This window comes from Flavobacterium sp. (assembly GCF_004211145.1).
GTDB lineage: Bacteria > Bacteroidota > Bacteroidia > Flavobacteriales > Flavobacteriaceae > Flavobacterium.
Window position 1 is genome coordinate 33444 of record NZ_SEBS01000001.1, and the last position, 22969, is coordinate 56412.

Sequence of the window (22969 nt, forward strand, 5' to 3'; positions counted from 1 at the left end):
TTTAGTGTTTTTTTCATCGGGCTGAGCAAATATCGAACCAGTTGCCAGAATGTCAGGTTGATTGCACCTGCGACGGATCATAATCGGATCGTCACCTTTTTCAAGACCGGCGATTTGGCCCTGACTTTTCCGTCGACTTTTACGCGCATGCCTTTCGTTTTGGAAAACTCGACCTCGACGTCGTGATTTCGGTAGCGCACATTTTTTATGGAGAATGAGTCCCAGCCCAAATCAATCGGGTCGATTGTCAAGACATCCGAGTCTGAAGGCGTAATTCCGGCGACGTGCTGCATCAGCAGGTCGATCCACGACGAATGGTTGTAATCGAGGTTTTCCAAAAATGGACTGCCCGTATGCGGATCGTAACGCTCGGCGATGTTCGGGATCTGGAGATTGTCATTCGGAAAATGCATCCGGGTGTAACGATCGAAAAGCGTTCCCGCTTGAACCGAAAGCGACGCATCGAGATTTTTCGCGGCCCAAAGCACGCCGTCGACGACATGGCAAGTCGTGCGCGGCCAGGTAGCGTAATTCCAATAATTCCAACCCGCTTGCTGGATTTGGTCGTACTTTTTATAATCCAGCGGAAGCGAAGGCAACGGGTATTTCGTCCAAAATGTCGCGGGGTTAAAAACGTGTTGCAACATCGGCAAATGCTTCATTTCTGCCATTCTGGCCCAAAACACGTAAAAACCCGTCGTCGCTTTTACCTTCGCCTGCCTGTTGATTGTTGGCTTGACGTCGTAAAAGAAATGATCGGTTTCGTTCCACATTTGGGAAACGATACGTGTTTTTGTCTGCTCGGCCAATTTGGCGTAAAGCGTTTCGTTGGCCGAATCGCCCAGACGTTTCGCGAGACTGGAAGCGGCAAGGAAATTCTTATAGGCGTACGTCGACTGATCTACCGTGGCAAGCCTGTGATCCTGCGTTGTGCGATAGATGCGATATAATTCATCGGCGTCTTTGGGCCAATTTAAATCGGGATCGGTGACGACGGTATTTCGGATTTTCTCGGCGAGTGCCATGTCTTCTTTAACACGCGAACCATCGGGCGAATATGTCCTGCCGCGCTCGTTTCGGAACATTTCAGGTATCGGATCGAAATACGAATAACGCGCAGTCCATTCCTGTCCCGCCGAATTGCTCCACGGGTAGGTTTCATACAGCCCGTCCGAATCGATATCGAACAAACTCGTGTACGATGCAAGGTTGCTGCGGAATTGAGGCCACAGTTTTTTGAGCGTCGAATTTTGAGCCTCTGGATGTACCAACGACGCGCCGTAAAAGGCATCGACCGCGTAGTTTTGATACGGCACGGAACGACCCGAGGTGTCGATGTTGCTTTCATCGGCGTCGATTCCCCAATCCCAGATATGGTTCGACAGGTAACCGTCGTTTAAATTTCCAGGCGCGAAAAATTCCTGGGTCGTCGAAAAAGCCCAATCGGGACTTCGCATCCAACGCAGTTCATCTACCGACACGCACGCACCCGAATACGACACCACGCCTTCGTACATCACGGTTCCTTCGCGAGGCGACGGATAGTAGAAATGACCGACTTTCGCGAAAATCATTTTGGTGTACAACGACCACCATCGGTAATAATAGAGTTTTTCAAAGTACGGATTACTACATTCGAAATGCGGGATTGCTTTGTCGAACCATGAATTCCAATCGTCACGGACGGCATTGCCATCAGAATTGTCCCATCGTTTGAGCGCAGTGGCAACCGCGGTTTTTTCTATTCCGATGCCCAATAAAAGCGTGAGCGAATGCTGTTGTTTCGGTTGTAAAGTAAATTGATACTTCAAACTGTAATCGGAATTTTCCCGACCGACAAGTTCAGGCGCGTCTGAAGATGAAAACGAGTAATGAACGGGCGTGTCGACACGATCGCTGTATTGCGCGGTCGAACTCAGGAAAGAAGTATTACCCTGTTCATGAGCATGCAATTTGCCAGGCATCGTTCCTGAAAAAGACGCCGTGACGGTAATCGATTCGCGCGTGTCGTTTTTCCAGATTAGCTGCATGCCGACCACGTCATCGCGGGAAATCCAAATGGTTCGCGAAGTTGGCTCATATGAGATTTTGGCACCGACAGGCGGAATTGTCTCGTTCATCTCGATCCTGTCGGGCGACCAGGATTTGATCGTTCCCGACGCCCAGTCGACCAAGCCTTTTTCCTTCCATTGCTGAACGAAAAGCACTTTGGCCTTTGTGGAATCGATGACCAAGGCGACGTTTCCGCTGCCCAGAAAATTCTTATCGGAACGGTTTCCCAGAAAGGCGCAGATGTCTTTTACGCGATTCTTCTGGGCCGAAGCGACCAAAATGGAAAACAGTAAAAGCAGTAGATAAAAGCGTTTCATATTTCCGTTGTTTTCGTGGTCGGAATGCGTTAGCCGAGTGTAATATTCGACGGCAAGTTTTTCAGGAAATCCTCAACATCATCGGGAGAAATCAGGATTTTCGAAGTCGCGGTCTCAATTAATATAATGTTGCGTCGGCGTTTGAGATACCATTCCATGCTTCCGAATTCGCTGTTGTGGAAATCGCCGTAATACCCGAAAAGCCCGCCGTTTCCCAGCGTTCGGATCAAACCTTTGTTGCTGACTTTTTCGATTTTTTTGGCCGACAGTATTTTCCCGAACGGAATCTCGACGTCGGCCCAAAATCGATGCACGGTAATTCCCTTTTCGTCGATTGAAAAGGCGCGAGGCGAAAACAGATACGCTCCAGCGAGAACGCCCAGCATTATGACTGTCGGATAGACTTTTGCCCCCGTATTTTCGTGGCCTTCAGGAACAAGCCAAATTACCGCGACGACCGACATCAGCACGACAAAAAGCCCGATCGTAGTGATCAAGGCCGTTTTGTCAAGCGATGCGGAAAATTTCTTCATTACAAAACGATGTTTATGATTTTTCCGGGAACGACAATTACTTTTTTAGGCGCGTTTCCGCCGAGTTGGGCGATCGCGCGTTCGTCTTTCAAAATGATCGCCTCGATTTCATTCGGTTTCAAATCCAACGGCAATTCGATGAAGAATTTCGTTTTTCCGTTGAACGAAACGGGATATTCCTTGCTGCTTTCGACGAGATGTTCGGGATTGAAAATCGGGAACGGCGCCGTCGAAATGCTGTCCTTGTGTCCGAGTTGGTGCCATAACTCCTCGGCGATGTGAGGCGCATAAGGCGAAACCAGAATCGCGAACGGCTCCAAAATGGAACGCTCGTGGCAGTTCATCGCGGTCAGTTCGTTCACGGCGATCATGAATTGGGAAACCGATGTGTTGAACGAAAACCCTTCGATGTCGTCCTGCACTTTCTTGATGGTTTTGTGCAACGTTTTTAGCGCGTCTTTCGAAGCCGGATTTGCCGTCACGATCAAGCCGTTGTCGTCGAAATACAACTTCCAAAGTTTCTTCAGGAACCCGAAAACGCCCGTAATTCCAGCCGTGTTCCACGGTTTTGCCTGTTCGAGCGGACCGAGGAACATTTCGTAAAGTCGTAACGTGTCGGCTCCGTATTCGTTGCAGATATCGTCTGGGTTGACGACGTTGTATTTGGATTTGGACATTTTTTCGACTTCGCGGCCTACATTGAATTTTCCGTTTTCTTCGGTAATGAATTCGGCGTTCGCAAAATCGGGACGCCAATTTTTAAAGCCTTCGATATCTAATTCGTCGGAAGCGTTTACTAAATAAACATCGGCGTGGATTGCTTGAACTTTCTGATCGCCGACCAGATTTTTAGAAATGAACGTATTGGTTCCATCGAGTCTGTAGACAAAAGCACTTGTCCCCAAAATCATTCCCTGATTAATCAACTTCTTAAACGGTTCATCCTGTGAAACAAATCCGCGGTCTTTCAAGAATTTATTCCAGAATCGCGAATACAGCAAATGTCCTGTCGCGTGCTCGCTTCCGCCGATGTACAAGTCGACATTTTGCCAATATTGCTCGGCTTTTTCCGACACGAATTTCTCGCCGTCATGTGGATCCATGTAACGCAACCAATACCACGAACTTCCCGCCCAGCCCGGCATCGTGTTCAATTCGAGCGGAAAAACCGTAACGTTGTCGATGATGTCGTTCGGAGCGATGCGATTGTTTACCGTATCCCAAGCCCATTCCTTTGAGTTTCCGAGTGGCGGCGCACCGTCTTCGGTCGGAAGGTATTTTTCGACTTCGGGCAACACGATCGGCAAGTGTTCGGTCGCGATCATTTGCGGCAATCCGTTCACGTAATAGACCGGAAACGGCTCGCCCCAATAGCGTTGGCGCGAAAAAACGGCATCGCGCAAACGGTAATTCGTCTTGCCTTTGCCCATTTCGATGGCTTCGAGTTCCGACACGACTTTCTTGGTCGCATCCTTATAATTCATTCCATTCAGGAAATCGGAATTCTTGATTTTGAGGTTGTCTTTGCTCGCGTGAGCCGACTCGGAAATATCAACGCCTTCGAAGATGTTTTCGATCGGAATGTTGAAGTGTTTCGCGAATGCATAATCGCGCTCGTCACCTGCGGGAACTGCCATGACAGCGCCTGTTCCGTAACCCGCAAGCACGTAGTCGCCTATCCAAATCGGGATCGGCAAACCTGAAAACGGATGCATCGCGTAACTGCCCGTAAACACGCCCGAAATGGTTTTCACATCAGCCATGCGTTCACGTTCCGAACGTTTTGAAGTCGCGTCGATGTATGCGTTCACGGCATCTTTTTGTTCGTCGGTCACGATTTTCGAAACCAGTTCGTGCTCGGGCGCCAACGTCAAGAACGTCACTCCGAAAATCGTGTCGGGACGCGTCGTGAAGACTTCGATGATCGGATCGTCGGCATCGGCGACCGTCTCGCCTTCATAACCCGTAACCTGGAATTTCACCGAAGCTCCGACCGATTTCCCGATCCAGTTCGTCTGCGCATCTTTGAGCGATTGCGTCCAGTCGATGTCGTTCAGGCCTTGCAAAAGTCGCTCGGCGTAGGCTGAAATCCGCATGCTCCATTGCGTCATTTTCTTTCGGATCACGGGAAAACCGCCGCGTTCCGAAACGCCGTTCACGATTTCGTCGTTCGCCAAAACGGTTCCCAATCCGGGACACCAGTTGACTTCGGTTTCGGCGAGATACGTCAGGCGATATTTGAGCAGGATCAATTCCTGGGCTTCTTTTGAGTAGCCTTTCCATTGGTCTGCGGTGAAGATTTCTATGTTTTCATCGGACGCCGCTTTTACGTTTGCGTTTCCGTTTTCCTCAAAATGCGCGATCAACGTGCAGATGGATTCGGCGCGGTCCGAGACTTTGTTGTACCACGAATTGAACAACTGGATGAAAATCCATTGCGTCCATTTGTAATAATCGGTATTTGAGGTGCGAACTTCTCGGTCCCAATCGAACGAAAATCCAATCTTGTCGAGCTGTTCGCGATAACGCGCGATGTTTTCACGCGTCGTCTTCTCGGGATGCTGGCCGGTTTGGATCGCGTATTGTTCGGCGGGCAACCCGAAGCTGTCGTAACCTTGCGGGTGCAACACGTTGAAACCTTGATGGCGTTTATAGCGCGCGTAAATATCACTGGCGATGTAGCCCAGCGGATGCCCGACGTGAAGGCCTGCTCCCGACGGATACGGAAACATGTCAAGCACGTAATACTTCGGTTTATCGGAGTTGTTTGAGGCGGCGAATGTTTTGTTTTCGGCCCAGAATTTTTGCCAGCGGGCGTCGATTTCGTTTGGGTTGTATTTCATAGTCGAAAGTCGAAAGTCGAAAGTCGAACGAGGTTTTCGTCAGCATTTCACTTTTCGTTTTTTTGGAATATATAATTTTTTACGCGATGTTTCGGATTACCGGATTTCCGCGGGTTTTATTGGTGACGTGGACGTCGTAAAATAGCCCCGATTGACGCGGCATCCTTTTGCAGCGGTCTTAAGCGCAAAAGATATAGCGGAAAACGGGACAAAACGCCTTGGGAATCGAAAAAGTCGTGCTCCTGAAAAATAAAAAGCCACAAGCTTTCCCTCAAAGCCGCACAAAGTTACGTTTCTCGTACGAATCCCAAAACTTTGAACGTTAGATTGTGGGTTAAACCCGATTTTCTTTTTTATTTTTACCGCACATTTAAAAGCATATGACTTCTAAGTTTGACAAGTTCCAGAAACGCAGACTGATTTCCTCTTATTTTTCGGTTGTCCTGAGTATTTTCCTGATGCTGTTTTTGCTGGGAATCCTCGGTCTTTTCGTGATCAATTCGAAGAGTTTGTCCGACGATTTCAAGGAAGACATCACGATGACGGTTTTTTTCAAAGACGAAGCGCAAGACACGACGATCACGGCTTTCCGCGAAGAGTTGAAGGCTTCGGCCTGGGCCAAGGATTTCAAATACGTTTCGAAGGAAGAAGCCGCGAAGGAACATCAAAAAGTAATCGGCGAGGATTTCATGGAATTCCTTGGCATGAACCCGCTTTTGAATTCGTTCGACATTCATTTGCGTGCGAATTACGTCAAGAACGACAGCATCGACAAGATCCAAAGCCATCTGCGTGAAAACGACATGATCGCCGACGCGGCTTATGACAAGCAACTCGTGACGCTCGTGAACGACAACATCGAAAAAGTCAGTTTGTGGATTCTCATCGTGAGCGGCGTTTTGGCGTTGATCGCCGTTTTGCTCATCAATTCTTCGATGCGACTTTCGATACATTCGAACCGATTCATCATCAAAACGATGCAAATGGTAGGCGCGACGAAATCGTTTATTCGCCGACCGTTCATTTGGAAAAGTATCCGTTTGGGAATCATAGGCGCCGTTTTGGCCGTGATCGCGCTCATTGGACTTTTATATTATCTCGACACGAATTTCCCGAACCTTGGCGTGCTTCGCGACCAGATGCTTACGGGCGCGGTGTTGCTCGGCGTTTTGGTTGCGGGGATTTTGATAACATGGATCAGTACGTTTGTGGCGACGCAGCGGTTTTTGAATTTGAGGACTGATGATCTTTATTAGTGCCTGAGAACCTGAGTGCCTGAGTGTGACACTCGTTAGAATTTGACGTCCTTTCACTAAATCATACGAAATGGAAAATAAACAAGACAACAACGATTTTCTTTTTGAGAAAGTCAATTATAAAATACTTCTTATCGGGATTGCGGTGATTGCGGTCGGGTTCATTCTGATGGCCGGCGGCGGAAGCGATGATCCGAAAGTCTTTAATGATTCAGTGTTCGACTTCAGACGCATTCGCTTGGCGCCGACTACGGTGATTGTTGGGTTTGCGATTACGATTTATGCTATCTTGAAAAATCCAAAAAAATAGATCCACAGATTGCAGATCGACAGATTTTTAGATTTGTCTGAGAAAACAAAACGCATCATTATTTTTTACGATCTGAAAATCTGCCTTCTGAAAATCTGAAATCTAAAAATTCATTTCCAATCAATGACCTTTTTACAAGCCCTAATAATCGCCATCGTCGAAGGTCTAACCGAATACCTACCGGTTTCTTCAACGGCTCACATGATTTTCACGAGTTCGTTTTACGGCATACAGGACGACGATTTCACGAAACTTTTCCAGGTCGCGATACAATTCGGGGCGATTTTGGCCGTCGTGGTTTTGTATTGGAGAAAGTTCTTCGACTTCAGTAAACTCAGTTTCTACATCAAATTGGCTTGTGCCGTTGTTCCGGCTCTCGCTTTGGGATTGGTGCTTGACGACTATATCGACGCGATTCTTGGAAAGCCGATCCCGATTGCGTGCATGTTGATCGTAGGCGGGATTTTCCTGTTGTTTCTCGACCAATATTTCAAGAATCCGACGATCCATAAAGAGGAAGACATCACAATTAAAAAAGCAGTGACGATCGGGTTTTGGCAATGTCTGGCGATGATGCCCGGGACGAGCCGATCGGCCGCTTCGATCATCGGTGGCATGCAGCAAAAACTTGATCGCGAAACCGCTGCGGAGTTTTCGTTTTTCCTCGCGGTTCCGACGATGCTCGCCGTCACGACCTATTCGGTGTTCGTAAAAACCTATCACACAACAGGATTGAAAGGCTACGAATTACTTTTCCAGCGTCCTGAAAATTTGAAATTGTTCTTGATCGGAAACCTCGTCGCGTTCGTGGTCGCCGTGATCGCGATCAAATTCTTCATCGGCGTGATCAAAAAATACGGCTTCAAACCTTGGGGCTGGTATCGAATCGTGGCCGGAATCATCCTGCTGATCTACTTTACTTACAACTGATGACGCCCGAAGATTTCCTCGAAGGACAAGTTTTACTACTCGACAAACCGCTGCATTGGAGTTCGTTTCAGGCCGTGAACAAACTCAAATACCTGCTCAAGAATAATTTCGGTTTAAAAAAAATCAAGATCGGTCACGCGGGAACGCTCGATCCGTTGGCGACAGGACTTTTAATTGTCTGCACTGGAAAATTCACGAAGAGAATTTCGGAAATCCAAGGCCAGAAAAAAGAATACACGGGAACGATTTTCGTCGGGGCGACAACGCCTTCGTACGATCTGGAAACCGAGGTCAACGAAACTTTTCCGATCGACCACATCACCGACGGATTGATCCACGAAACGCTACCACAATTCACGGGCGAAATCGACCAGAAACCACCGATCTTTTCGGCCATCAAAAAAGACGGAAAACGCTTGTACGAACACGCGCGCGCCGGAGAAGAAATCGAGATCGCGTCGCGTAAAACGACGATACACGAATTCGAGATCACGTGCATCGCGTTGCCTGAAATCAACTTCCGCGTGGTTTGCTCCAAGGGAACTTATATCCGGTCGCTGGCTTTCGACTTTGGGAAAGCGCTGCAATCGGGCGCGCATTTAACCGCGTTGCGTCGCACCAAAATCGGGGATTATTCTGTAACTTTAGCTAAAACGCCCGAAGAATTCCAAGATGCGCTCACTCAAAGTTGATTACTATTATTTGATATTATTATTGTTTATTGGGGTTTCAGCCAACGCGCAATTTTTTCCGGAACTTCAGCCCAAGCGCGAAAAAACGATCACTTACTTATTTTTCGGGGTTTCGATTCCGCTGCGACATCATCTCGACGGCAACGCAAAAGTCGACAATATGCGTTTCCTGCCCGACGGCATCAACACGAAATTCGGAGCGGGAATCCATATCAACCGATGGTTCGCATCAGGTTTGCACACGGGAACCGAATATCGGTTATCAGAAAAACTCGTCGCGATTCCCGTTTACATGAATTTGCGTTTCGCGCCCGAAGTCAATGAAGATACGCGTGTGGTCGTGCAACCCGGATTCGGTTATGCGATTGGAATCGGGCATGGGAATTTATCGGGATATTATGGAAAAGTAAGCGTCGGAATAGAAGAACTTGACGGCGTCTCCTATTACGTCGAATATTCGCAATATGGATTTTCGCGCGACGACACGGGTCAAACCAGAGCCGTGAGTTTCGGTTTGGGCCTGACTATCTTTTAGCGTATAGCGCGACTTCAAGATCTTCCATGATCGCGAGCAATTCATTTTGGGTCGACAAACCTTTGTCGTGCGTGTACCACAAATGCAGTTCGGTCTTCGCGGTTTCGTCTATAATTCCATATTGGCTTTTGTAGGACGTGATGAAATCAGATGCGCCTTTTGGCCTTGGTCCCCAACTTGCGCGGACTTCGTTCGTTTCCTGATCCAAAACAATCAATTTGGGAATCGAACGTGCGCCGTTTGTAAGGAACGAATTCATGAGCGCGTCGTTCTCATCACGCAAAACGATCTTAAGTTCGATGTTGGGCGAAAGCATCGCGAGTTTGTTGAAAACCGGTGTGAGCTGGGCCGCGTCTCCGCACCAACCTTCAGATATCACGAGCCACGTGTATTTGCTTTTTATCGCAAGCAGACGCGTGATGATTTCCTCGGGCACGACGAGCTTTTTGTCAAGCCGATTCATGCGCGATTCGTTGAGCTTCGTGTAGTGTAAAAGCGATTCCGATTGGGTGTTTCCGGTCGATTTCCCTTCGAGCAGCAACTTGGTGACGATGCTGCGATACTTGGTATAGGAATGACTTTTGGACAAACTTTCTGCGACGGCCATCTTCATAATCCGGGAGTTTTGTGAATCAAAATTACCACTTTAAAATGGGTTCCGGTCGCTCTTTGCATTGGTGTTAACATTTTTTGAAATCGCATTTTCGTTCCAACCGAATATCTCTATATTTGCACAACTTAACCCGAAATATGAAATACAAAAGAATTCTCCTGAAACTCAGCGGTGAAGCGTTGATGGGCGACCGACAATACGGAATCGACCCAGCGCGTTTGGCCGAATATGCCGAAGATATCAAAACCATCCACGATCAAGGCGTGCAAATCGCGATCGTGATCGGTGGCGGAAACATCTTTCGCGGAGTAGCCGGCGCCAGCAACGGAATGGACCGCGTTCAGGGCGATTACATGGGAATGCTCGCTACCGTGATCAACGGAATGGCGTTGCAGGGCGCGCTTGAAGACAAAGGCATGCTGACACGTTTGCAGACTGCGTTGAAAATCGAGGCGATTGCCGAGCCGTACATCAAAAGACGCGCGGTTCGCCACCTTGAAAAAGGCCGCATCGTGATCTTTGGAGCCGGAACCGGAAACCCGTATTTCACGACCGATACGGCCGCCGTGTTAAGAGGAGTTGAAATCCATGCCGACGTAATCCTCAAAGGAACGCGCGTCGACGGGATTTACACGGCCGACCCTGAAAAAGATGCGAGCGCCACGAAATATGACGCGCTTACGTTCACTGAAGTCATCTCGAAAAACCTTAACGTAATGGATTCGACCGCGTTCACATTGAGCCAGGAAAACGAATTGCCGATCGTGGTCTTCGACATGAACAAGAGAGGAAATTTGTTGAAGATTTGCCAGGGCGACAACATCGGAACCGTCGTAAAAGGTTAACTAAAATCACCAAAGCATACATCGCCTACAGCCTATCGCTTAAAGCCTAAAGCATTAAAAAATGACTGAAGAAATCGATTTTATCTTAGAAAGCACTGAAGAATCCATGTCGGGTTCGATCGCTCACCTTGAAAAGGAATTTTTGAACATCCGCGCGGGGAAAGCTTCGCCGGCCATGTTGGGCAGCGTATTCGTAGATTATTACGGATCGCAAACTCCATTGTCCCAGGTCGCCAACATCAATGTGCCCGATGCGCGTACCATTACGGTTACGCCTTGGGAGAAAAACATGTTGCATCCGATCGAGAAAGCGATCATGGTCGCCAACATCGGATTCAACCCGATGAACAACGGCGACAACATCATCATCTCAGTTCCGCCTTTGACTGAGGAACGCCGACGCGACCTTGTGAAACAAGCCAAATCAGAGGCGGAAGATGCGAAAATCGGAATCCGGAATGCGCGTCAGGAAGCAAATAAGGAAATCAAGAAACTTGAGAAAGAAGGAACGTCTGAAGACGCGTGCAAAAGCGCTGAGGAAGAAGTCCAGACGTTGACCAATTCATACATTCGAAAAATTGAGGAAGTCTTGGCTGTGAAAGAAGCTGAGATTATGAAAGTTTGATTTTTCGTTTTTATTCGCGTATGTAATTTTAACACGAAGACACGAAGACACTAAGAATCCGCTTTGCAGCGGATTTTTTTTGAACCATCAAGAACACTAACGTCATCAAGCGTTCCGCCGAAATAACCTTTGCGCCTTCGTGCCTTCGTGTCAGCCGCGCAGCGAAATTTTAAACCATTAAGGACATTAAGTTCATTAAGTATTTCGATAAATTGACCTCGCGCGTTTGCGCCTTCGTGCCTTCGTGTCAGCCGCGCAGCGAAATTTTGAACCATTAAGGACATTAAGTTCATTAAGTGTTTCGGTGAAATTGACCTCGCGCCTTCGTGTCTTCGTGCCTTCGTATCAACCGCGCAGCGAAATTTTAAACCATTAAGGACATTAAGTTTATTAAGTGTTTCGGTAAAATTGACCTCGTGTCAGCCGCGCAGCGAAATTTTAGACCATTAAAGACATTAAGTTCATTAAGTGTTTCGGTAAAAATGCATTCGCGCCTTCGTGCCTTCGTGTCAGCCGCGCAGCGAAATTTTAAACCATTAAGGATATTAAATTCATTAAATATTTAGGTAAAATCAACCTCGCGCCCTCGTGTCTTCGTGCCTTTGTGTCAGCCGCGCAGCGAAATTTTAAACTATTAAGGACATTAAGTTCATTAAGTGTTTCGATAAATTGACCTCGTGCCTTTGCGCCTTCGTGCCTTCGTGTCAGCCGCGCAGCGAAATTTTAAACCATTAAGGACATAAGTTCATTAAGTGTTTTGGTAAAATTGACCTTCGCGCCTTCGTGTCTTCGTGCCTTCGTGTCAGCCGCGCAGCGAAATTAAAAACCATTAAGTTCATTAAGCGCTTCGTCAAAATCAACTTCGTGTCCTCGTGTCAGTGGCGCAGCGCTGTCGTTCGTCAATCAATAAAACAACCGAAATCCCAAAGCCCCACAAGCGGCTCCATGTTTTTCCAAAAGCAATTTCACAAGCTCACGAACATCATCGGTTTCCTCATAATAATATCCGAACAGTTTCGCATCGAGGAACGAACTATCGATCGGCGCCTGACGCGTATACCCTGAAAGCGCCTTCGCACCCGTAACATCCAAAAAATATTGAGCGGTTTCCAAATCGATATCAAGCGTTTTCGAATTTGCGAAATGGATGATTTTCTTCTTGAGTTTGCCTTCGAAAAGTTCGGCGATCTCGGCAAGTGAATATCGGTAATCATCAATTACGATATCGTCGGCGTTGCCCGGAAACACGAGATAAATCGCTTCGTAACTTTTGAAATTCTTGTCTTCGTACAATAAGTTTTCAAGGCTTTCCTCCATTCCCGCGATGCTGTCACAGGATTGATACACGTTCGTGATGCCGTACTCGAGCGCCAAATTTTCGAGCATCGGGAACAATTTGCTCTCGCGATCACTGGAAACGTCATGAACCGCCTCGAGGCAAAATAGTTTTGAGTCGTCGTCGTCCATCGATTTTTGCACACCGTTCATAGACACAAAAAAACGAAATCATTTTGTAACTAAATCACAATTAACGCCTGTTGAACCGAGCAATTAATTTGATAAAATCCCGTTCTTTGCAACAATGAAGCGTTTTGCATTACTTATTTTGTTTCTCTCGAATGTCGCGTTTGCGCAATTAAATGCGACCGACATCATCAAAAACGCGATCCACAACAAATCCCAAAACGACCCGAAGCTAAAGCTCAAGACGTTCAAAATGAACGCGTATAATAAATTGCTGATCACTGCGAATCCTGATTCCATCGCGGGTCGCATCGATTCGGTGTTCATCGCGAAACACACGCCGCGACCGATATTCGTCAAGATTGATTCGTCCGACTACAATTTCAAGCAGTACATTTCAAAGTTCCATCTTTTTGAAAGCGAGAAAGTTTCGAAGTACGAATTTGCCCAAGATATCTTTAAGGAAAACATAAGCGGTGCCAAAATGGGCGGATTTTCGCAACCTGTATACGAAATCATGGGCATCGAACTGCATTCGTTCTGGATTTACGATAAAACCTACGAACTGCTCACGACGAAATACAACAGCCCGATCGCCGGTGACGCGCTCGAAGATTACGATTACGAATTCGTCGGAGATGAAACCATCGGTGGTCGGAACACCGCAAAAATCGCATTCCGAAGCAACAAAAAAAGAAAGTCCAAAGATTTATACGGCGTGCTTTTCATCGACTTGCAAAACTTCGCGATCGCCAAGGCCGAGATCCGATTTCTGGGCGTGCTGAATCTCGAAGCCGTGCATGAATTTTCGTATTTCGCCGAGCAAAATCTGTGGATGCCAAGACTCACTACATTCCGGATCGCAAAAGGAAAAAACAATTCAAACATCAGGATTTTGGGTGCGACGCTTGAATTCGATCCCGAAAATCAGGAAAGCCGACGCCAGAAATTCGCCTCCGACCGCGCGTATGTGTTGTCGCAAACATGGTTTTCAAACATCGAATTCAACCTCCCGATCCGATTGCGTCACGTCGCGGTCGCTTCAGAAATCACCGATATCGCCGTAAAACGCGATGAAAGTTTCTGGCAACAAAACCGATTCCAGCCGTTGGACGAGCGTGACGCGGCGACTTATCCGGCTCTCGACAGCATTTCGCGATCGGAGAAAATCGAAAGCCGTTTGCGTCTGGCGCGTAAGTTTTTGAACGGTTACATTCCCGTCGGACCGGTCGATCTGGGCTTGCGATATTTGGCGACGGTGAACAATTACGAAGGTTTCAGGCTCGGCGCGGGAGGAATTACGAACGACAAATTCTCGAACAAATACCGGCTCGAAGGTTACGCGGCCTACGGAACCAAAGACGGCCGATGGAAATACAGTCTTGGCGGCGCGATTCGTTTGGGGAATTTCACGGGAAGCTGGATCGGCGCTTCGTTCACCGACGACTTGCAGGAGATCGCGAGCACGCGTTTCGCCGTTGATAAAAAGCCGTTCAAGATTTACGACGCGCGCCCGATCAACATCAGCACGTTCTACAACCACAAGACGTGGCGCGGTTATATCGAGACGCGCATCATCCCGAAAACCGAAAGCGTCTGGCAATTGACCTACAGCCATATCGAGCCTAAATTCGACTACCAATTCAATTATCGAGGCAAGTTGTACGACAATTTCAACTTGACGTTGGCGTCGGTCGCGATCCAATGGAATCCGTTCAGCAATTACATGCAGACGCCGCTGGCACGCATCGAGACCGATAAGCGCTTCCCGAAATTCACGTTCCAGTTTACGCAGGCCATGCCGAAATTTACCGACAACGACTTCAGTTTCGGCAAGGTCGATCTGCGCGTCGATTATGAAAAACCGTTCCTCGACGGACAAAAATTCTCGGCATTGTTCCAAGGCGGTTTGGCTTACGGCAATGTTCCGCTCACGCATTTGTACAACATGTCGCCGAACAACCCCGTGAAAGACCACATCCAGCAACGCATCACGTTCGCGGGTAAAAACAGTTTCGAGACGATGTTCTACAATGAGTTTTTCTCGAGCCGATATCTGATGTTGCAGGTGAAACATTCATCGCCGAGGTTTACCATCGTCAAAAAGGTCCGACCGTTCTTTACGCTCGTGACGCGCACGGCTTTTGGAAGCATGGAGAATCCAGAGCAGCACATCGGGTTTGATTATAAGACGTTGAATGATGGTTTCTTCGAATCGGGGCTTGAGGTGAATCAGATTTACAGCGGTTTCGGGCTTTCGGGGTTTTATCGATACGGCCCCAACCAGCTTTCAAGTTGGGAAGATAATATCGCTGTGAAGTTGACGTTTACGTTGAACCTCGGGATTTAACGGCGCAAATGTTGTGACCCTTTTTCTATAAAAAATTTTGCGGAAAATTTAGGATGCACTTTTTGGAAATCGAATGAAATGCAACAAAAGAAGCGGATGGTTTCGTCTTTTCCATCAGTGCGAAGACACCAACTTAAGCCCGATTATAGACGCGATCAACGTCGAAAGAAAGAAAATCCGCCAAAAGGTCGCGGGTTCCTTAAACACGAAAATTCCGACGAGAACGATTCCGACGGCGCCGATTCCCGTCCAAACCGCATACGCAGTCCCGATCGGCAACACTTGCGTCGCTTTGTACAACAGAATCATGCTGATCGAAAGGCACGCGAAAAATCCCAACATCCAATACATCGAAATATTCCCGGTCGTTTCCTTCGCCTTGCCCAAACATGAAGCGAATCCAACCTCGAAAAGTCCTGCGATGACAAGCAAAATCCAACTCATGTCTAATGTTTTATGATCAAAACCGACGGCATGTTCGCGAGCCAAACGCTTTGGGAATCGACGAGTTTCTTCCAGCTTTCGAGCGTGACGAGCATCATGTCCTGTTGCTCTAGGAAGTCTTTTTTCATCGTGCGGTCGGCGTGGGTTTTTACTTGATCCGGGAATTTTCGCTTTAGGTTTTCGAGTCCGGGCGATGGTAAAATCTGGCCCGAATCGTCGACGTTTTCAAGAAACGTAACGGTCGAATCGTTGTTGAAGATCAGTTTTTCGGCGAATTGCGAGAGAAAATCGTCTTCGGCGCTGAACATCGGAACGAAGATATTTTCGAGCACATCGAGATTCTTGTCGACGAGGATTCCGACGGGCATTTTCGTACGACCGATGATTTGGCGTGTGCGTTCGTCGAAAGGTGAATTCTCAAAAAGTCCTTCCTTTCCGATGAATTTGTCGATCAATCGATCCGGATTGATGATGCGCGTCGTGAAACCAAGCATTTTTCCGAGCAACGTACCCTCGAAAATAGATCGTCCGAGCCCGACGAGAAGCAAATCGTATTCGCCTTTGTTCGCAATTTCAACGATGTCGGTATCGATGTCGTTCGACGCCTTGAACAATGTGGTGATCTTCTGCCCGATCTGTTCGGATTCGGTCAAAAGCGGCGCGAACGTGCGTCTTTCCTGCTCTTCGAGATCAAACGTGTGCAATTCGTTGCTCAATGTCATATGCAGAGCCGTGACCGCGCAATGGTCCTTTTCCTTGCGAAGGAAACTGTTGGCCAGGCGCAGAAGCACCTTTCCGCGTTCGGCGTTCCCGAAAGAAATCAGGATCTTATAGCGATTGTCGGCCTTGATCTCGTCGGGGATTATCTCATTTTTCGTCTTGAAAATGTAGTTGATCAGATCGAGAAGCGGCCCGGTCATGAACGTGGTGACGAGCGCCATCAGGACCATTATCGTAAATATTTCGGTCGACAAAACGCCCAGATCATATCCGATATTGAGTACGACGAGTTCCATCAAACCGCGCGTGTTCATCAACGCGCCTATCGTCAAGCTGTCGCGCCAATTCTGCCCGACGAATTTCGCGGCGATCGAGCTTCCGAGGAATTTTCCCGCAACCGCGACCAAAATGACCAAGCCTGTGAGTTGCCACAATTCAGGATCGTTTATGAGTCCGATTTGCGTGCGAAGTCCCGTAAATACGAAGAATAACGGCAACAATAAAATGACCGAAACGTCCTCGACTTTTTCGATGATGATGCTTCGGAAACGCGTATTGTCGGGCATGATCGCGCCTGCCATGAACGCCCCGAAAAGCGCGTGGATACCGATGATTTCTGAAACGTAAGCTGAAATGATCAACGTCAAAAGGAAAATCGCCACGACCGGTTTGCTCAACGATGAACGTGAATTCTTGAGTTCGGCGACGCGTTTCAGGAACGGTCGGACGACATTGAGCATCAAGATCACATACACGATCGCAAGCCCGATTACGTACAAGGAACTGATGATCGAACCCGCTTTCACGATCGCGATCACGGTCGCCAAAATGCACCAGGCCGTGATGTCGTCGGCGGCCGCGCACGTAATCACAATTGCACCGAGACGCGTTTTATGGATGCCGCGTTCCTGCACGATGCGCGCCAAAACAGGAAATGCCGTGATGCTCATCGCGATGCCCAGGAAAAGCGAAAACGAAAGGAATTCGACGTTTTCGGGCGCATACTTCTGATAAATGAAATACGCCAAGCCGACGCCAAGCGTGAACGGGAAAATGATACTTGCGTGCGAGATCACGACCGCATCGTTCGCCTTGTTGCGAAGTGCCGTCAGATCGAGTTCCATCCCGACGACGAACATAAAAAATATGAGTCCGATCTGGCTTAGGAACTGTAGGTTTCCTAGTGATTCAATCGGGAAAAGCAAATGCGAAAATTCAGGATAATACAGCCCGACGAGCGAAGGTCCGAGCAGGATTCCCGCAAGCATTTCGCCGATTACCGTAGGTTGGCCGATCTTTCGGAAAAACCACCCGAATATGCGCGCGACCAAGATTATCGTAATGATCTGGAGCAATAAAAGCGCGAGCGGATGCTGAATATTGTGCGTCATCGACTCGAGAAATTGCACCCATTGGTCTTTGACGCTTGCCGTTACGACCACGTCACGCCCGTCTTCGAGATGCTTGCCTTTGGTGATGATCCAATACATGAGAACCGAAAATCCTCCGGTAAACAAAACGTAGAAAATGGAGTTCTTGAAATTCCTCATGCTTGTCGTGGCTCGATTGTCTGCTGAAATGCGACCCAAATATATAAATTAATAACGTGCGAATCGGGGCGCCGTCTAATTAATGCCGCAATGTTAAAATTGCGTGAAATCGGCAATAAAATAAGGGTTTTACGATTTAAAAACCGCATTCGATTACCTACCTTTGCAGCCTCAAATTTGCTACATGACCAAATGGTTTAGTCTGGGTTTCTGGGAACTGGTCGCAAGAATCGTCTTGCGCAACAAGGTTTTAATGCTTCTATTGGTAGCATTGACGACCGTTTTCCTGGTCATGCAGTGGAAGAACATCCGTTTTAGTTTCACCGAAGCGAACCTTTTGCCCGACGACGATCCCACGAATGTCGAATACCGGACATTCCTTAAAAAATTCGGCGAAGAAGGCAACCTGATTGTAATCGGAGTCAAAGACAGCGCGCTCTTCACCCCGAAAGTCTATGCGTCATGGACCAAATTGATGCACACGATCGAGATCGATAAAAACGTCGATCTGGTTGTCGATGTGCACAATTTGAAGCAACTCACCAAGAACGATTCGCTCCAAAGTTTCGAACTCACCGACTTCACCGACAAATCGAAAACGCAAGACACGACTTATCTCAAAAACATTCGAAGCCGATTGTTCGATGACCTGCCTTTTTACGAAGGTTTGCTGTTCAACAAAGGTTCGGGAACGGTTCGCGCCGCGGTTTATCTCGATAAGAAGATCGTGAATTCGCCCGCAAGGAAAGACTTCGTGCTCAAAAAACTGATTCCCGCTTTAAAGGATTTTGAAACCGAAAGCGGTGTAAAACCCCATGTTTCGGGCATGCCGTACATCAGGACGATGAGTACCGAAACGATAAAAGGCGAGATCGGAATTTTCATCGGGGCGTCGCTTTTCGTGACGTGCTTATTGTTTTTCTTCTTCTTCAGGAGTTTCCGCGCGACGATGGTGACGTTGCTTATCGTGACGATCGGCGTGATCTGGTCGTTCGGATTCTTGGGGCTTTTCAATTACGAGATCACGATCTTGACGGCGCTCGTTCCGGCGTTGGTCATCGTAATCGGTGTTCCGAATTGCATTTTCCTGACGAACAAATACCATCAGGAATATTACAAACACCGAAATAAAACAAAAGCGTTGCAACGCGTGACGACCAAGATCGGAAGCGCGACGCTGCTCACGAACATCACGACGGCGATCGGGTTTGCGACGTTCATCACATCGAACAACAAACTTTTGATCGAGTTCGGAAATTTGACCGCGGTGAACATCATGGCGCTGTTTGTTTTGGCGATCATCATCATCCCGATCTTCCACAGTTACATTCCCGCTCCGGCCGATAGACATCTGAAACACCTCGAAGACGATTCGGTAAAAGGTTTCATGGACTGGATTTTGAGAATGGTGAAATACAATAGATTCTCGATTTACACCGTGACCGTGATTTTGTTATTGGTGAGCGTTTTTGGCCTGACCCGCATGAAAATCTCCGGTAGTCTAATTGAAGACATGCCCAAGAAAACCGAATTTTTCAAGGACATCACGTTCTTCGAAAAGGAGTTCAACGGTGTGATGCCGCTCGAGATCATGATAGACACGAAGCGTCCGAAAGGCGTCATGAAATTGTCCACGCTCAACAAAATGGAAGAATTCGAGAAGGAAATCGATGAAATCCCTGAGCTTTCAAAACCGATTTCGGTCGTGAACGTCGTGAAATATTCGAAGCAGGCATTTTACAATGGAAATCCGCAATATTTCGAACTTCCGACACCCCAGGAGCAGTCGTTTATCTTGTCGTTCGCGAAAAACACGTTGAAAGGCGGCAAGCAAAATCTCATGAAAAGTTACGTTGACAGCACCGGACGTTACGCGAGAATCACAGCGTTCATGCGCGATGACAACGGGCAACGCATTCCCGAGATCGAGGCGCGCATCCGCAAGGAAGCCGAAAAGATTTTCCCGAAAGATCGTTTCGAAGTTTCGATCACAGGAAAGTCGCTCGTCTTCCAGAAAGGAACGGGTTATCTGATCGATAATTTGCTTTCATCGCTGTTGTTCGCGTTCGCATTGACCGGATTCCTGATGGCCTTTTTGTTCCGATCGTTCAAGATGATACTGGTTTCGTTGCTTCCGAATATCTTACCGTTGTTGCTTACCGCAGGAATCATGGGCTTTTTGAATGTGCCGTTGAAACCGAGTACGATCTTGGTTTTCGGGATCGCGTTCGGGATGTCGGTCGATGATACGATCCGGTTCCTCGCCCAATACCGCGAAGAACTCAAGCGCAACAACTGGCGTATCAAACCAGCAGTTTACGCGACATTCAATGACGCGGGATTGAGTATGTTTTATACGTCGATCGTGTTGTTCTTCGGGTTTTCGGTGTTTATGTTGTCGGACTTTGGCGGAACGGTCGCTCTCGGCGGATTGGTCTCGCTCACGCTGTTCTGCGGCATGTTGTCGAATCTGATGTTGCTGCCCGCTTTGGTTCTTACGCTCAACAAGAAACTGGCGAACGAACAGGACATGCTCGAACCGTTGATCGACGTGAAGGAATATAGCGATGAGGAAATCGATAACAGGCCGGGGCATCGGGATTTGTCTAAAAGAAAAGCGAATGACGAATGACGAAAGACGAACGACGAAGGACTTTCGCTTGTCAGTCGGATTCTGAACCGTCAATCTTGCTATTCCATACTCCTTTTTGTCCTTCGTCTTTCGTCATTTGTCTTTAGTCTACTGCATTTTTTGTCCTTCGTCTTTCGTCATTCGTCTTTCGTCTACTATATTTGCACGCTTAAACGTATTATGAAATGAAACGTACAAAAATCAACGACCTTCTTTGCTGCACCAAACCGCTTACCGATGTAACGGCGAAAGGCTGGGTGCGCACATTCCGCAACAATCAATTTATTGCGCTCAACGACGGGTCGACGATAAATAACATTCAATGCGTGGTCGATTTTGAGAATACGCCTGAGGAAACTTTGAAGCGCATCACGACCGGAGCCGCGGTTTCGGTTTTCGGTGATTTGGTCGAAAGCCAGGGAAAAGGCCAGAAATACGAAATCCAGGTCAAAAAGATCGAGATTTTGGGCGATTCCGATGCTGAGAAATTCCCGATGCAACCCAAGAAACACTCGCTTGAATTCTTGCGTGCGAATGCGCATTTACGTGTTCGGACGAATGCGTTCGGAGCGATCATGCGCGTGCGTTCGGTTTTGGCCGCAGCGGTACACAAATATTTTCAGGAGCAAGGTTTCGTTTACGTGAACACGCCGATCATTACGGGTGCCGATGCTGAAGGCGCGGGCGAAATGTTCCAGGTGACGTCGCTCCCGCTTGACAACTTGCCGAAAAACGAAAATGGAGGAATCGACTATAAACAGGATTTCTTCGGGAAACATACGAATCTTACGGTTTCAGGCCAACTTGAAGGTGAAACGTTCGCGATGGCTTTGGGGCAGATTTATACGTTCGGGCCGACATTCCGTGCCGAAAATTCAAACACTTCGCGTCACTTGGCGGAATTCTGGATGATCGAGCCTGAAGTCGCGTTCAACGACTTGGACGACAACATGGATCTGGCCGAGGATTTCATACAATACGTGATCAAATACGCGCTAGACAATTGCGAAGACGATTTGAAATTTCTTGAGGGACGACTTCTTGAAGAGGAAAAACAAAAGCCTCAGAACGAACGCAGCGAAATGGCGCTTTTGGAGAAATTGAAATTCGTTTTGGAGAACAACTTCAAACGCGTTTCATATACCGAAGCTATCGATATTCTTAAGGATTCAACTCCGAACAAGAAGAAAAAATTCCAATATCTCATCGAAGAATGGGGCGCCGACCTGCAAAGCGAGCACGAGCGTTTCCTTGTCGAGAAACACTTTAAATGCCCTGTGATTTTGTACGATTATCCGGCGAACATCAAGGCGTTTTACATGCGTTTGAACGACGGAACCGAACCGGGACGCGAAACCGTGCGCGCGATGGACATCCTTTTCCCCGGAATCGGCGAAATCGTGGGCGGATCACAGCGTGAGGAACGTTATGACGTGCTCGTTGAAAAGATGAAAAAACTCGGCATCGACGAGGAAGAATTGTGGTGGTATCTCGATACGCGCCGATTTGGAACCGCGACGCACTCCGGATTCGGACTTGGTTTTGAAAGGCTTGTGCTTTTCGTGACGGGGATGACGAATATTAGGGATGTGATTCCTTTTCCTCGTACGCCGATGAACGCGGAGTTTTAAGATGGAAGAGTAAAAGTTTGACACGAAGGCACAAAGGCACGAAGGCACGAAGTTTTTTTTGTTTGTCCTTGGTCCTGAGTACGGAAAGTCTGGAAATGGATTCGTGATTTTTTTCTAATGAAGTGATAAAGACGCTAAGATACGAAGTTTGGTTTCGTATCTTAGCGTTTGAATTTTATACGCCATACAGATGAGTAATTTTAAAAACGAAATGATCGCGAAAGCGGTTGTGAATGCCGCATATGTTGTCCATACCAGACTCGGTCCGGGACTGCTCGAAAAAATTTACGAGGTTTGCATCGCTCATGAATTGAGAAAGGCAGGACTTAAAGTGCAGCGACAAATCAAAGTCCCGATAATTTATGATGATATTACGTTCGATGAAGGTTTAAGACTTGATCTTCTCGTTGAAGAAACAATTGTCGTGGAAATCAAATCGGTTGAAACGATAAATCCTGTTTGGCAAGCTCAGGTTTTGAGCCAACTAAAACTAACAGGGAAGAATATCGGATTTTTAATTAATTTTAATGTGCCTTTGATCAAACAAGGCATAAAACGAATAGCTAACTAAAGCGAAGCTTCTTTGTGCCTTTGTGCCTTTGTGTCTTCGTGTCAAACAAAAAAGGA

General features: G+C 47.6%; 18 protein-coding genes. 11 read left to right on the plus strand and 7 right to left on the minus strand.

Translation table 11 applies throughout. The annotated features are described in order from the left end of the window. Positions 1-77: 77 nt before the first annotated feature. Genes EOO50_RS00165 through leuS form a run of 3 tightly spaced genes read right to left on the minus strand, consistent with a single transcriptional unit; the run spans position 78 to position 5745 of the window. Positions 78-2369, minus strand: a complete 2292-nt coding sequence (locus EOO50_RS00165; protein WP_290836720.1) for a trehalase family glycosidase — start codon at positions 2367-2369, stop codon at positions 78-80. 29 nt (positions 2370-2398) lie between these two features. Then, a complete protein-coding gene (locus EOO50_RS00170) occupies positions 2399-2902 on the minus strand; it encodes a PH domain-containing protein (protein ID WP_290836721.1) in 504 nt (167 codons plus the stop codon). Next, positions 2902-5745, minus strand: coding sequence for a leucine--tRNA ligase (gene leuS, locus EOO50_RS00175; protein ID WP_290836723.1), 2844 nt, complete (start codon positions 5743-5745; stop codon positions 2902-2904). Before leuS ends, EOO50_RS00170 begins: the two co-directional genes overlap by 1 nt. Positions 5746-6125: 380 nt before the next feature. Here leuS and EOO50_RS00180 point away from each other — a divergent pair, with 380 nt between their 5' ends. The 5 genes from EOO50_RS00180 (at position 6126) to EOO50_RS00200 (ending at position 9468) form a co-directional block, all read left to right on the plus strand. Further along, entirely contained in the window at positions 6126-7001 is an 876-nt protein-coding gene (locus EOO50_RS00180; protein ID WP_290836725.1) for a permease-like cell division protein FtsX, read from the plus strand. A 70-nt stretch (positions 7002-7071) separates the two neighbouring features. Continuing rightward, positions 7072-7311: a DUF3098 domain-containing protein gene (locus EOO50_RS00185; protein ID WP_290836727.1), complete on the plus strand. Its 240-nt coding sequence runs from the start codon at positions 7072-7074 to the stop codon at positions 7309-7311. Between the two features lie 123 nt (positions 7312-7434). Continuing rightward, positions 7435-8241, plus strand: a complete 807-nt coding sequence (locus EOO50_RS00190) for an undecaprenyl-diphosphate phosphatase (RefSeq protein ID WP_290836729.1) — start codon at positions 7435-7437, stop codon at positions 8239-8241. After that, entirely contained in the window at positions 8241-8933 is a 693-nt protein-coding gene (gene truB / locus EOO50_RS00195; protein WP_290836731.1) for a tRNA pseudouridine(55) synthase TruB, read from the plus strand. The genes EOO50_RS00190 and truB overlap by 1 nt, the downstream gene beginning before the upstream one ends. Continuing rightward, on the plus strand, positions 8914-9468 hold the full coding sequence (locus EOO50_RS00200; RefSeq protein WP_290836734.1) for a hypothetical protein: 555 nt from the start codon (positions 8914-8916) through the stop codon (positions 9466-9468). The genes truB and EOO50_RS00200 overlap by 20 nt, the downstream gene beginning before the upstream one ends. Here the strand turns inward: EOO50_RS00200 and EOO50_RS00205 are convergent. Next, positions 9458-10081, minus strand: a complete 624-nt coding sequence (locus tag EOO50_RS00205; protein ID WP_290836736.1) for a thioredoxin family protein — start codon at positions 10079-10081, stop codon at positions 9458-9460. The genes EOO50_RS00200 and EOO50_RS00205 overlap by 11 nt on opposite strands. 137 nt (positions 10082-10218) lie before the next feature. Between EOO50_RS00205 and pyrH the strand changes: the two genes are divergently transcribed. Both pyrH and frr read left to right on the plus strand, forming a co-directional pair. After that, entirely contained in the window at positions 10219-10926 is a 708-nt protein-coding gene (gene pyrH / locus EOO50_RS00210; RefSeq protein WP_290836738.1) for a UMP kinase, read from the plus strand. Between the two features lie 61 nt (positions 10927-10987). Beyond that, positions 10988-11551 carry a ribosome recycling factor gene (gene frr, locus EOO50_RS00215; protein ID WP_290836740.1) on the plus strand — a complete coding sequence of 188 codons (564 nt, stop codon included), beginning with the start codon at positions 10988-10990 and terminating at the stop codon, positions 11549-11551. A gap of 903 nt (positions 11552-12454) precedes the next feature. Here frr and EOO50_RS00220 read toward each other — a convergent pair. Continuing rightward, positions 12455-13018, minus strand: a complete 564-nt coding sequence (locus tag EOO50_RS00220; RefSeq protein WP_290836742.1) for a DUF6642 family protein — start codon at positions 13016-13018, stop codon at positions 12455-12457. A 115-nt stretch (positions 13019-13133) separates the two neighbouring features. Here EOO50_RS00220 and EOO50_RS00225 point away from each other — a divergent pair, with 115 nt between their 5' ends. Beyond that, positions 13134-15365 carry a DUF5686 family protein gene (locus EOO50_RS00225; RefSeq protein WP_290836744.1) on the plus strand — a complete coding sequence of 744 codons (2232 nt, stop codon included), beginning with the start codon at positions 13134-13136 and terminating at the stop codon, positions 15363-15365. Between the two features lie 114 nt (positions 15366-15479). On the opposite strand, the gene EOO50_RS00230 is transcribed toward EOO50_RS00225, so the two are convergent. Continuing rightward, positions 15480-15809 carry a multidrug efflux SMR transporter gene (locus EOO50_RS00230; RefSeq protein WP_290836746.1) on the minus strand — a complete coding sequence of 110 codons (330 nt, stop codon included), beginning with the start codon at positions 15807-15809 and terminating at the stop codon, positions 15480-15482. Between the two features lie 2 nt (positions 15810-15811). Further along, the gene (locus tag EOO50_RS00235) at positions 15812-18079 is read right to left on the minus strand and encodes a cation:proton antiporter (RefSeq protein WP_290836748.1); all 2268 of its coding nucleotides are present in this window, start codon (positions 18077-18079) and stop codon (positions 15812-15814) included. Between the two features lie 184 nt (positions 18080-18263). Between EOO50_RS00235 and EOO50_RS00240 the strand changes: the two genes are divergently transcribed. The 3 genes from EOO50_RS00240 to EOO50_RS00250 all read left to right on the plus strand — a co-directional run bounded on the left by EOO50_RS00240 (position 18264) and on the right by EOO50_RS00250 (position 22913). Next, positions 18264-20711, plus strand: a complete 2448-nt coding sequence (locus EOO50_RS00240) for an MMPL family transporter (protein ID WP_290836749.1) — start codon at positions 18264-18266, stop codon at positions 20709-20711. Positions 20712-20896: 185 nt separating this feature from the next. After that, complete coding sequence (gene asnS / locus EOO50_RS00245; protein WP_290836750.1) at positions 20897-22342, plus strand: asparagine--tRNA ligase; 1446 nt, start codon at positions 20897-20899, stop codon at positions 22340-22342. A gap of 190 nt (positions 22343-22532) precedes the next feature. Continuing rightward, positions 22533-22913, plus strand: coding sequence for a GxxExxY protein (locus EOO50_RS00250; protein ID WP_290836751.1), 381 nt, complete (start codon positions 22533-22535; stop codon positions 22911-22913). The last annotated feature ends 56 nt before the right edge of the window (positions 22914-22969 follow it).